The sequence below is a fragment of the Streptomyces sp. NPDC020742 genome, from assembly GCF_040641675.1.
GTDB lineage: Bacteria > Actinomycetota > Actinomycetes > Streptomycetales > Streptomycetaceae > Streptomyces.
In genome coordinates, this window is sequence record NZ_JBFAEA010000042.1 from 24,329 (window position 1) to 35,577 (window position 11,249).

The following is an 11,249-nucleotide window of genomic DNA, read 5'->3' on the forward strand; positions in this document are numbered from 1 at the left end:
CCCATGGCCACCACATCCCTCGAACTGCGCCCCCATCAAAAGGAAGCCGTCGCCGCCACGATCCACACCCTGCGAGAGCACCCCCGGGCCACGGTTGTGGCAGCCTGCGGCACCGGAAAGACCCTGATCGCCGCCCGCACCACGGCCCGCCTCGCAGCCCGCGGCCGCGTCCTGGTCCTGCTGCCCACACTGGACCTGCTGTCGCAGACGATCCGCTCCTGGCACACAGCCGGACGCAAAGGCACCGCCATCGCAGTGTGCTCGGCCCGCCAAGCCCTTGACCACGAGCCCCTCGGCACCGATGTCCCCCTCACCACCGACCCCGCGGAATTGGCCACTCTCGCCACCCCGCCCCGCCCAGGCCCGGTCACCGCCTACGCCACCTACGCCTCCATGCCCGCCGTCATCGCCGCCCACCGCGACCACCGCCTGCCGCCGTGGGACCTGGTGGTCGTCGACGAGGCCCACCGCACCGCGGGGCGCCTGGGCAAGGCCTGGGCAGCTGTCCACCACGACGACCAGGTACCGGCCGCCCGCCGCCTCTACCTGACCGCCACCCCCCGCATCTGGGGCCCCGACGACGCCCCGGACGGCGACGGAGCAGAGACCGTGGCCTCCATGGACGACGAAGACCACTTCGGTCCCGTCGCCTACCACCTCAACCTCTCCGACGCCATCGATCTGGGGCTGCTCGCCGACTACCAGATCCTCGTCCCCGTCGTCACCGACGCGGACCTGCGCGACTGGCTGGCCACCGGACCCGGCGCGGGCGTCGACGGCCTGCACCTGGCCGGCCGCCAGGTCGCCGCCCTGCGCGCCATCCACGACCACAAGCTGCGCCGCATCCTGACCTTCCATCACCGTGTCGCCGACGCCCGAGCCTTCGCCACCACCCTGACGGAGACAGCCGCCGCCCTTCCGACACCCCTGCGCCCCCAGGGACTGTGGGCGGACTGGGTCAGCGGCAGCCACACCCCGCAGATCCGCCGCCGCCTCCTGCTCGAATTCACCTCGCACACCAGCCCCGACACACCGGCCGTCCTATCCAACGCTCGCGTGCTCGGAGAGGGCATCGACGTGCCCGACATCGACGCGGTCGTCTTCGTCGACCCCAAGAACAGCCCCGTCGACACCGTCCAGGCCGTCGGCCGCGCCCTGCGCCAGCACCCTGGCGCTGGCAAGAAGGCCACCCTCGTCGTCCCCGTCTACCTCACCCCCGACGAAGACCCCGACGACCTCCTCGGCGCCGACGCCTACACCCCGCTGTGGCGCACCATCCAGGCCCTGCGCGCCCATGACGACCGCCTCGACGCCCGCCTGTCCGACCCGCGCACCCAACGCCCCACCACGCCCCCCGAAGACCCCGAAGCCTGGCTGCGCTTCGACCGTCCCACCCAGGCCGACGAGATCGCCCTCGCCCTCTCCCTGCGCGTCCTGGCCCCCAAAAGCGCCGAATGGCGCCGCGGACTCGCCGCGGCCCGCCGCTTCCGCCACACCCACCACCACCTCGACGTCCCCCAGAACTACGAGGACCCCACCGGCCATCCCCTAGGACGCTGGCTGACCTGGCAACGCCACCTGCACACCAAGGGCACGCTCGACGCCGTACGGGTCCAGGCCCTCGAACGCCTCGACATCATCTGGGACCCCCGCCAGCAGGCCTTCGACCGCGGACTGGCCCACGCCGCCGCCTACGCCGCCTGCCACGGCCACCTCGCCGCCCCCGTCGACGAGATCCACGACGGCTTCCCCCTCGGCCGCTGGCTGGCCACCCAGCGCACCCGCGCAGAGACCCTCACTGAACAGCGCGTCACCGCCCTCACCGATCTGGACCGGTGGTGGAACCCGCCCTGGCCGATCACCTGGCAACGGGCCTACCACGCCGCTCGTCAGAGCCTGGCAGCCAACAAGACTCCCTCCGAGGCGGAGAGCTGGCTTGAGTCACAGCGCGCCCGTACCAGCAGCCTGCACCCTGAACAGAAGTCACTACTCAGGGAGTTGGGTCTGACCGGACTGCCCGACACATCTACCTCCCCGACGACGGACAGCCGCCTGCCGGCGCGCGAGCGTGCCTTCCAACGCGGGCTGACCGCCGCACGGGCCTTCCGTGCGCGCGAAGGCCATCTCAACGTCCCCCAGCGCCACATCGAGAAGATCGAAGGCGACCCCGTGCGCCTGGGCCAGTGGCTGAGCAACCTGCGCCGCCGCCGCTCCGGCCTCAGCTTGCAAAGGCAAGCAGCCCTGACCGAACTCGGTCTGTAAGCAGGTGAACGCACCTCCTCGACGAGACGGCCAGACGCCAGCCGAAGTGGCAAGAGGTTCAAGCCAATGGCCTGACTACGCACTGTTCTCACCCTGCGCCGTTCGGGAACGCACCCTGTAACGGAGGCGAGAACCTTCAGGCACCCTTTGCGGCGCGAGCGCGTGTCGGGCCCCCAGGGGGCGACCATCACTTGGCCGTCGCGCACGGCCCTGCACCGAAAGGCTCCACGCCCTCGGGGCCGCCGTCGATACGCTTCCCCCTAGTCCAGGCCTCCCGGGGGAGTCGACATGGCCAACACGTGTGTGTTCTGCGGGGGAAAAGCGGGCAGCCGTGAGCACGTGCTGCCGCAGTGGCTGCGGCGCCAGGCCCCCGAGAAGTTCGTGAAGGCAGGCGGCACCCGCACCATCCGCACCAAGCAGGGCGAGTACCGGCAGATCGCTGAACTCTTCGCCACCGCCACCGTCAAATGCGTCTGCTCCACCTGCAACAACGTCTGGATGTCTCGCGTTGAGCACAAGGTTCAGCCGTTCCTGCACCACGTGATGCTCGGCTGGCCGGTGACTCTTGGCCCTGACGAGCAGACCGCCCTCGCCACGTGGGCCATGAAGACGTCGATGATGATGGTGCAGTCGAGCGTGCTCGACGACCTGACGGTGATTCCGCGCGCCGACTACCTTCAGTTGCACCGTCACGGCCAGCCGTCCATACGCCGCACCACAGCGCGAGCCCTGTATGTCGAACCGCCCGGCGATGAGCACCAGCACGAGTGGGGAACCTTCCATGCCCGCAGGCTCGGCGGGAAGACCAGCGGCTACTCGGTCATCCTGCGCACCGGCGCCCTTGCTGTGCAGTTCACCTCACTGCGCCTGGACCCGGGCTACGAGACCGCCCGATACGGCGAGAACGGGCAGCAGCTGAGGCTGTGGCCGCCCACCGAGGCGTTCTCCTGGCCGCCGCCCACACCCACCTCCAACGACGCGCTGGCCTTTATGCATCCGGCCCGGGTGTGGGCGAAGAAGCGGAAGGCCTGACAGCCCTGCCCCTCGGGCCGGCGGTGACCTTCGCCGTCAGTTTGGGGCGTGCCCTCAGCCATCTCCCACAGCCTCCTCACCATCAGGCGGCAGTGGCCAAACCTCTCCGTTCGGAACCTCCCCACTCCGTTAAACGGCGGACCAAGTGAAGCGGCGAGCAACCCTGGTCGATTTCAGAGGTCCCCATCAGTACGGCTTGTGACAGGTGAGGGGAGGCACAGGGCACCCGGCCCGCCCCGCCTCACCCTGGGCTCGGCGGGGCACGGCAGCAGTCGACAGCCCCCGGCTGCGCCGGTACCGGCCTGGAAGCCGCTGCGCCCGCCGTCACCGCACCTACTCGCTCAGCCCTTCCTGCTCGACGAAGCTGGGATGCTTTTCATCAGCGCTCTTGGCGAGATGCAACGGCGCGGGCAGGTTGGTCCGCCCGTCCCACATAGCGGCCTGCTCGGAGATCCGCGCGGCAAGACCTGCCAGCTGCTCCTCACGCCAGCCGCCGTGGTGGGCGATGACGTATTCGGTGCGGGGCATAGCGTGGAAGGGGGCGCCCATCTGGGCCAATTGCCCGCCGGGCAGGGTGCGGCGTGTGTACTGGGTGCCGGTGCGCTGGCCGCCCGCGTGCTGCCGGGACTGCCCGGAAAACAGCCAGGACACCACGTCCCCGTGATCGTGACGGTAGAGGATCTTCTCCGGCATGATCGGCTGCAACGGGTTGGTCGGCACCTTGCCCCCGCCGCCGGTGCGCCGTGACGGCTGGGGTGTGCCCTGCCCGTTGCCGACCCTGACGACTGCCACATCCCGTCCCTGCGAGATCAGGCTCTGTCCGGGAACCTTGCCGTCACCGAGCCGGTCGTTGCACAGCCCGGGCCAGATCCGCTCACGCTCCTCAGTGAAGAGAATGATCGGAAACCGGTCGCCGAGCGCGGCCAGTGCCCGCTCCACGTAGGTGCGCACGTTGTCCGGGCCCCCGTGGTCCTCCCGCAGGTGATGCCCTTTTTTGCCGATGGGGCCGGCATGGTGCAGGGCCCGGGCCTGGGCCAGGGGGCGCCAGCCCTGGTCGCTATACATGAGGGTGGGCCAGTAGGCGTCCTCGCCCAGCGGGATCCGCATGGCGACCAGCGTGATGGCGAGCACGGCCGGTTTGCGGGGGCGGCCGGGACGTTCGTCGAAGCGGTGGTAGCGGGTCCACAGGCCCACCGCCACGGCCTCCCGGTCAAGGGCGGTGTCCTTGGCGTTGCGGTGGAAGGCGGTGGCAGCCAGGCGGTTGTCGATGATGCCGGAGTCGGAGTGCAGGCTACCGAGCGCGATCTGCACCGCATGGTCGTCCTTGTAGGCGACGTCCGGCTCCGGCAGACCCGCCTTGAGGGCCCTGGACCGCGCGACCTTCTCGGGCGTGTTCAGCCGGTACGGGTCGCCGGGATCGGAGTCCATAGTGATGAACTGCGAGGGGATGCCGCGCTCGGCGAATAGCCCTTTTAGTACGTGCTTGGCGTCCGTCACCCCCGCTTCCTTCTCCTGCTCACTGGGGTAGCGCGTCTCGCACAGGGCGGTGACCAGGGCCCGCCCGGCACCGGGCTTGAACCAGGGCAGAGTGTTCAGGATCAGGCCGCGGTCGTGGCTGCCGTGACGGACCAGTTCGGGCAGCCGCACCGTCACGAGCTCGTACCCAGGCGCCAGGACCACCGGCTGCTCGTCAGGCAGATCGGCCAGCTCGGGCCGCGCGTAGTCGCGGCCCAGCTGCCCCATCACCCGCGTGTGCCACTCGGCCGACTCATACAGCACGACGGTACGCAGCGCATCGAGACGGGCGCCCGTCATGGCGCCGGCCATCTTGCCGGCCGGCACGTAGGGCGGCAGGCTCCCGCCCGGCTTGCTGATCCTGATGGATGTCCCGGCGTAGACGACGGGCGCCTGATCGAAGACGCGCCCGGCGTGTTCCTCAAGCCGGGCGTGGAACATCGCCCCGGCGCCTTTGTCAATCGGGTGCTTGCCCGTGCGGTGCACCCCGCGCACCTCAGCCAGCTCGTCCAGCCCCGTCAGGGGCGGCTGGGGCAGGCGGCCGACACCGCAGGCCTCGACGATCTGTGCCGTCGCCCCGCGGTAGCGGACGGCCGCGGGCTGCATGAACCCGTCCGGGCCCTTCTCCCAACGGGTGCTGATCGGGGCCTTGAAAACGATGTCCGGGTTGACGGGATGACGCAGCAGGACGTTGCGGATGCCCTTGTAGTGGGTGGCGACACGCGAGATACGCGCCGACAGATGCGCCACGAGACTCTTCCCGCCCGGGGCGGGCTCGACCTCGATGTGGATGCGTTCCATGGCGTAGCCGGCGATGCGCCGGCGCTTGCCGCTCTCCTCGTCGATCCACGTCCTCTCGTGGACCAGCGGGGCCTCCCACGCCAGCAGGTCGCCCTCACTGTCGAGGTGGAACCGCAGCCCGGGCAGAGTCTCGTCGACCAGGAGCGGCTGGGCGGCCAGCATGCTCGCCAGCCGCCACCCGGCGACCCGAAAGGCCCAGCGGGGACCGGTGATCTGCCCCATGGTGTCGCGGTGCAGCAGCGAACTTAGCGGCTGGGGCCCGTCGTCGGACAGCTGCAGCAGGGCAGAGAGGGTGTCACGGCCTTCATGCCTGTCCAGCCGCGTCTCCCACTCCCGCATCAGGGTCCGCACCACGGCCTCGTCCACTGCCTTGGGCGTGACGATCACGCTCCGCCCCGCCCAACGGCCGGTCCTGGCGGGCCGGTCAGGGTTGGTGAACACCAGCCGCTCACCGGTCACGGCGCGCGCCGCTGTCTGCAGGGACGCGATCGGCGGCACGGCGTCCTTGCCCCGCTGCCGGGGCAGCCGCCGCCAGGCCGGCGCGAACGCCTCGTCCTGCGGATAGACGTGCACAGCACCCAGCAGCCGGTCATCCAGCGGGAAGGACAGGGTGAACAGGCGGCCGCGCTCGTCACTCACCATTCGCCCATTTCCTCTTCCTCGTTCTCGTATCCGGTGGGGGAGTGCTCCGCCAGCCCCAGCAGGGCATCGGTCATAGTGGTGCGGTAGACGGCGTCGATCAGCGGCATGTGGTCCTCGTCCTGCCATTTCCCGCGCAACTGCTCAAGGAGGGAGGGCAGCGTTGAGTCGGCGGCGGTATGGGTGAAGGCGGCGTCCAGCAGCCGCAGCCGCCCGTGATCCCCGCCGCGCCGGGTACGCCCGCCCAGCTGGATCAGCCGGGTCAGGATCTCCGCGACCACGGCGAGTTTGACGTCCTCGCCCAGCGACTTGAAGTAGCCCTGCCCGCTGCGGATGTCATCGAAGATCTGGCCCGCCACGATCCGCAGCCGCTCCAGCTCTGCCGCAGGCTCCGGACCGGGCCGCCGCCGTCGGTAGGCTAGAGAGTTGACCAGGGACAGCAGCACCGGGGGGTCTTCCATCACCGGAATGGGCCGGTTGACCAGACAGGCCACATGCAGCAGGGAGCGCCCGTCACGGTCGACGATGTTCAGACCACGCTCGACCCGTGCCATGGGGGCGATCAGGTACCGGCACCGGCCGTGACCCACGGCGTGGGGGAACTGCTCGAGCCGGTTGCTGGGGATAGGCACCCAGCCGGGCGGCATGCGCTCCAGCGAGGCCATCTCCTGGGGCCGCACCGCCACACAGATCTCCGATGCCGCGACCCCCGCGTCGATCATGCCGCGGGCGAGCGCGGGACCAGCGTCGTAGGCAGTCGGTGCGAGCAGCGCATACGCACGGTGCGCCGTGGCAGGGTCGGCGGCCACCGCGTCGAGCTGCGCGGGAAGGTCCTGACCGACGCTGCGCCCCATGGCCGTATAGGCGCGCTCCCGGTTTACTCCGTCAGTGCCGGACACCACGATGCCCGCCCCGTTGTCCTGGCCAGCCTGCAGCTCGACAGCGAGGCTTCCATTGACGTCGTCCGGCACGTACCAGGCCGGCTCCGGCAAGAGATGATGACGCGGCGCATACGGCATGAACGCCGTGGCGGACATCCCGATCACTGCCCGGCGGGTGCCGGTATGGGCAAGCGCGGTCACCTCGCCCAGGTAGGCCAGGTGAGCGTGCGGATCCCCGACATAGGACTTCAGCCGCAGCGCCGTCTGGTGCCGGTCGGCAGGATCGAACGTCTCGGAGAACGCGAACAGCGCCCGCCCCAAAGGACCGTAGGGGGCAGCCCGCCACGGCACATGAGAGGCCAGCGCGTCCACCAGGCCGTTGCCGGCGGAGATCCCCGCCCCCTGCAATGGTGCAGCGACACCGACGATGCGGTGCAGGATGCTGCGCATCTCCTCCAGATACGCGCGCCGGGCCGCCAACAGCGCCAGCGAGGACAGCCGCTTCTCGTCCGTCTCACCGGTGATCGCCGAAAACGCTTCCCCAATGCGCTTCAAGGTGGCGTGGGTGAGCCGGTCCGACCCGCCAGCCAGATCCGTGACCGAGGACAGCAGCTCCCTCAGCTCGGCCAGCCCCTCGACCTCATCGGCGAACTCCAGCGGCCCCTCCCGCTTGTAGAGCTGGTCGACCGCCTGCATCTGCTGCTCAATGGGCCGCTCCCCAGCCTCCAGCCTGAAGATCCGGGAAGCGAACATCCCATCCCAGCGGCGCGGCACCACCATGCTGCGCCGCTCCCGGTCGGGATGGATGACCCCGCCGACGAGGTGGGACACGTAGGACTCGGCCAGCCACACCAGGTGGTTGATCAGCGGCCGCAGGTAATGCTCAAGGCTCATCGGTAGCCGGTGGCAGTGGCGCAGGAACTGACTGTCGAGCTCGCGCACCGGGGTGCGCTCTGCACCGTCCTGGGCCAGCAGCACCTGACGGGCCGCCTGGTCGAAAGCCTGCGCCTGCAGTGCATCGGCCTCGTCGATGATGACCAGATGGCTGCGGTGCAGCAGGAGCTGCTCGGTGGTCATCCGCCGTCCTGGGGCAGGCCGGCCCGCCACCGGCGCGTGGATGTGCCCGGTGAGGAAGTTCGCATGGTTGGTGACGAGGATGTCCGCCGACGCCGCGGCCCGGTGGTGGCGGAACTTCCCGCAGCCGCCGCGCCACGGGCAAGCCAGGGTCTTTTCTGCTTTCGGCCCGTTGGGCTTGAGCTGGTCGCACGGCTCCTGGCCCGGCGTCCAGGCATCCACCGCCTTTGAGGAGGTGGTGGCGTGCCCAGTCAGGGGGCAGCTGTAAGACATCTCCCGGTACACCCAGGTCCTGAAGTCCGCATCGTCCTGCAGGTTGCCGGCCGTCTGCTCGGCCAGATCCATCATGGAGGTGGGGGAGCAGACCGGCGTGACCTGTGCGGAGACCCCCAGATCGGCCAGATCCTGCCGCAGCCGGTACACAGTGGCCAGCACCTGCGCGCTCTGCGGAACGACCAACGAGATCACCCGGCCCCGCTGGGCGCACCACACCGCGACGAGTTCACTCAGGACGTTCTTGCCCATCCCGGTGGGGGCGTGGAAGACCCGCAGCGGCCCAGCCTGCACGCGCAGGAGCTCGCTCACGTCCGTGCCGTCGCGGCCGCGGGCGTGCCGCCTGATGTCCGCGACCGCCTTGCGCCGGTAGTCCTGCCCGCGCAGCTCATCGAGCCGGCTCGCGATCTCGTCCAGGTCGGCGAAGGGAATCTCCACCTCGTCCGCGACCGGGGCGTCGCCCAGCTCCTGCACCACGTCGGGGGCAGCGGGCCCTTGGTAGTCGAGGTCGTAGAAGACGTCCACCACCCGGCCGGAGGGGCTGAGCGGATCCCTAATCCGCAGGTCGCTGACGTAGGAGCCGGGCGGCGCAGGCTTGGGCAGCAACTGACCCTTGGCCGCGTTGTCCTCAAGCTCGTCCAGCAAGGCATCGATGAGGGCTTCCTCGTCACCCACGGGCAGGATCAGCACCTGCTCCTCCCCATCGGCCGAGGCAAACTCGACCGCCTCACCACTGTCCAGGACCGCTGCCGTCTCCGTGACAAACACCGAACGGGAGGCAAGGACAGCCGGCCGCTGCCGCAGCATCCGCGTGATCCGCACCTGATCGGGCAGGGCCAAAGCAGACCAGCCGTCCCACAGATGCATCTGCCCCGTGGCCAGGAAGTGAGCATCAGCAAGATCCACCACACTCCGCCACGACGCCTGCTCCTCCAGCGCCCGGTTGGGGAACACCCGCGCGGCCAGCAGGATCGCCGCCCGCAGCGTCAGCGGCACGCTGACGGAGTACCTCGCGTTCTTCGGCGACGTCATGCGCCCACCCCCTTCAACCGCCGGGTCACGGCCGCCTTGAAACGGCTGACCGTGAACACGCTGTAGCGCTGCCCGTCAGCAGTCCGCAGCGCATCGAGCCCAGACTGCAGCTGATTGACCTGACTGCGCCGGTAGTTGGGCACCACCACCGTCTCCCCGGCAGGCGGCCGGTCGATGATCGTCTGAGCGTCCTGATGGTCCTTGACGTCCACCCGCCAGCGATGCCCGTCCGCCAGGTAGACGCCGACATCCCACTCGTCCAGGTTCTCCCAGCGCTCGACCCGCACCCCTTCCAGCTTCTCCAGCCACTGCATCAGACCCACCTCACTCAGCCCGGGACAGGTGATGTACCGCCACACCCCCCAGTCCAGGCACAACACGCCCTCCGCTGGCTCCGCAGCCGTCGCCAACTGGCCCCGCCCACCGGTCAGTACAGGCGGCCCACTCCGCTTGCCACCGCCCGGGACAAGGCCGAACCGGCTCTGATGAGGTGGATACTCACACCGCAACTGCCCACCCCGCAGCACCATCGGATACCGGCACTGCGGACACGGCCACAACCACGACGACGCCCCCACCCACATCCGGTCCGAGGGAACAGGCCGATACACGTCCATCCGCGCCGCGCCACGCCGCGAGTACTCCTCGACCAACGCTCGCTCCGTGCCGTACGGCGCCTCGGTCAGCATGGTCCGCGCTGCCACATAGCCGGCCTGTCCATCGGAGCGGATGTGCCGAAAGGCAGCCCGCTCCGTCTGCTCGGCCGTCTGCCGAGCCCATGCCGGAAGCCACGTCCCACCGAGATCGAAATATCCGTCGTCCCCGTACAGGGCCTCCAGATAGTTCATCCCCGCCTCGAAGGCTTCTTCAGTCAGCTCATCGTTGTCCGTCAGGACAACCAAATCGCCCATGACAGAAGGAAGTTCGTCCCAGGCCAACGGCACCCACTCCCGTAAGCGCACCGGCAGCAAGTCGATCATCTCGGCAGGGGTCGAAGGGCCTGCCCCCACCGGCAGACTCGACAAGAGCACCCCGTGCATACGAGACAGCTCCCGCCACGCCCGAGGCTCCTCAACCCGGTTGATCCACGCCGCACCGGCCCGCAGAGCAGCGGTAATGATCCTCCGAGCGGCCACATGTTGACTTACAGGCACAGCTCATCACCCCTCCACGCCCCACCAGTGGTATTCGGGGCTCATTTCAAGACGGGCCAACAACTTCCGGAACATACAGGCTGGGTCTGACAACGCACTCCAAAACCGGCAAAGATGTGCCCTCGCGGCAGCGGGGAACTACAAGAAACCTGACACGCCGGCAGGCATGCCCCGGTGGCACCGTTCTGTTGGGCCGTCAGGGCCAAAGCGCACCTTCCCAGGTACGTCAGAGGGGGAGAGGAACCGGATAACTGTCTAAAAAACCTTTACGACATCACAGCGCCGTAGGCGCACGGGACGCACCGAACCCCTGCCCGGCAGGGCAGGGAACCCGAACCCACCCGACACCCCACCGTCATGCCGCCAGGCATGACACCTGAGCACGCGACAGCGGAGCCGTCAGGCCCCGCTCCCTCTTTCCTTTATTGGCCCGTCAGGGCCAACACAGCCAACACACAGTCATGCCGCCAGGCATGACGACGCGTCACCTTACGGGTCGTCAGGCCCGGAGTTGGCCGTCAGGCCAACTGAAGAGCCGACAGGCTCTCCGCCGTCGATCAGCCGCTCCCAGCGTGCCCAGTCGGCG

General features: G+C 69.2%; 5 protein-coding genes. 2 read left to right on the forward strand and 3 right to left on the reverse strand.

What is annotated here, in order from left to right:
* The first annotated feature begins 3 nt into the window (after positions 1 to 3).
* Together AB0G84_RS35095 and AB0G84_RS35100 are read left to right on the forward strand one after the other, a co-directional pair.
* Complete coding sequence (locus AB0G84_RS35095) at positions 4 to 2,262, forward strand: Helicase associated domain protein (RefSeq protein WP_361330379.1); 2,259 nt, start codon at positions 4 to 6, stop codon at positions 2,260 to 2,262.
* 288 nt (positions 2,263 to 2,550) lie between these two features.
* Positions 2,551 to 3,294 carry a hypothetical protein gene (locus AB0G84_RS35100; protein WP_361330382.1) on the forward strand — a complete coding sequence of 248 codons (744 nt, stop codon included), beginning with the start codon at positions 2,551 to 2,553 and terminating at the stop codon, positions 3,292 to 3,294.
* Between the two features lie 333 nt (positions 3,295 to 3,627).
* Here AB0G84_RS35100 and AB0G84_RS35105 read toward each other — a convergent pair whose 3' ends face one another.
* From AB0G84_RS35105 to AB0G84_RS35115, 3 genes are read right to left on the reverse strand one after another with little or no spacing between them, the layout of a single operon-like run.
* A complete protein-coding gene (locus AB0G84_RS35105) occupies positions 3,628 to 6,252 on the reverse strand; it encodes an RNaseH domain-containing protein (RefSeq protein ID WP_361330385.1) in 2,625 nt (874 codons plus the stop codon).
* Positions 6,246 to 9,509, reverse strand: a complete 3,264-nt coding sequence (locus AB0G84_RS35110; RefSeq protein ID WP_361330388.1) for a hypothetical protein — start codon at positions 9,507 to 9,509, stop codon at positions 6,246 to 6,248. Before AB0G84_RS35110 ends, AB0G84_RS35105 begins: the two co-directional genes overlap by 7 nt.
* A complete protein-coding gene (locus tag AB0G84_RS35115) occupies positions 9,506 to 10,663 on the reverse strand; it encodes a hypothetical protein (protein WP_361330391.1) in 1,158 nt (385 codons plus the stop codon). Before AB0G84_RS35115 ends, AB0G84_RS35110 begins: the two co-directional genes overlap by 4 nt.
* Positions 10,664 to 11,249: the final 586 nt, after the last annotated feature.

Coding starts and splice junctions, on each gene's coding strand:
- AB0G84_RS35095 (WP_361330379.1), top strand. CDS start 4: ATGGCCACCACATCCCTCGAACTGCGCCCCCATCAAAAGGAAGCCGTC.
- AB0G84_RS35105 (WP_361330385.1), bottom strand. CDS start 6,252: ATGGTGAGTGACGAGCGCGGCCGCCTGTTCACCCTGTCCTTCCCGCTG.
- AB0G84_RS35100 (WP_361330382.1), top strand. CDS start 2,551: ATGGCCAACACGTGTGTGTTCTGCGGGGGAAAAGCGGGCAGCCGTGAG.
- AB0G84_RS35110 (WP_361330388.1), bottom strand. CDS start 9,509: ATGACGTCGCCGAAGAACGCGAGGTACTCCGTCAGCGTGCCGCTGACG.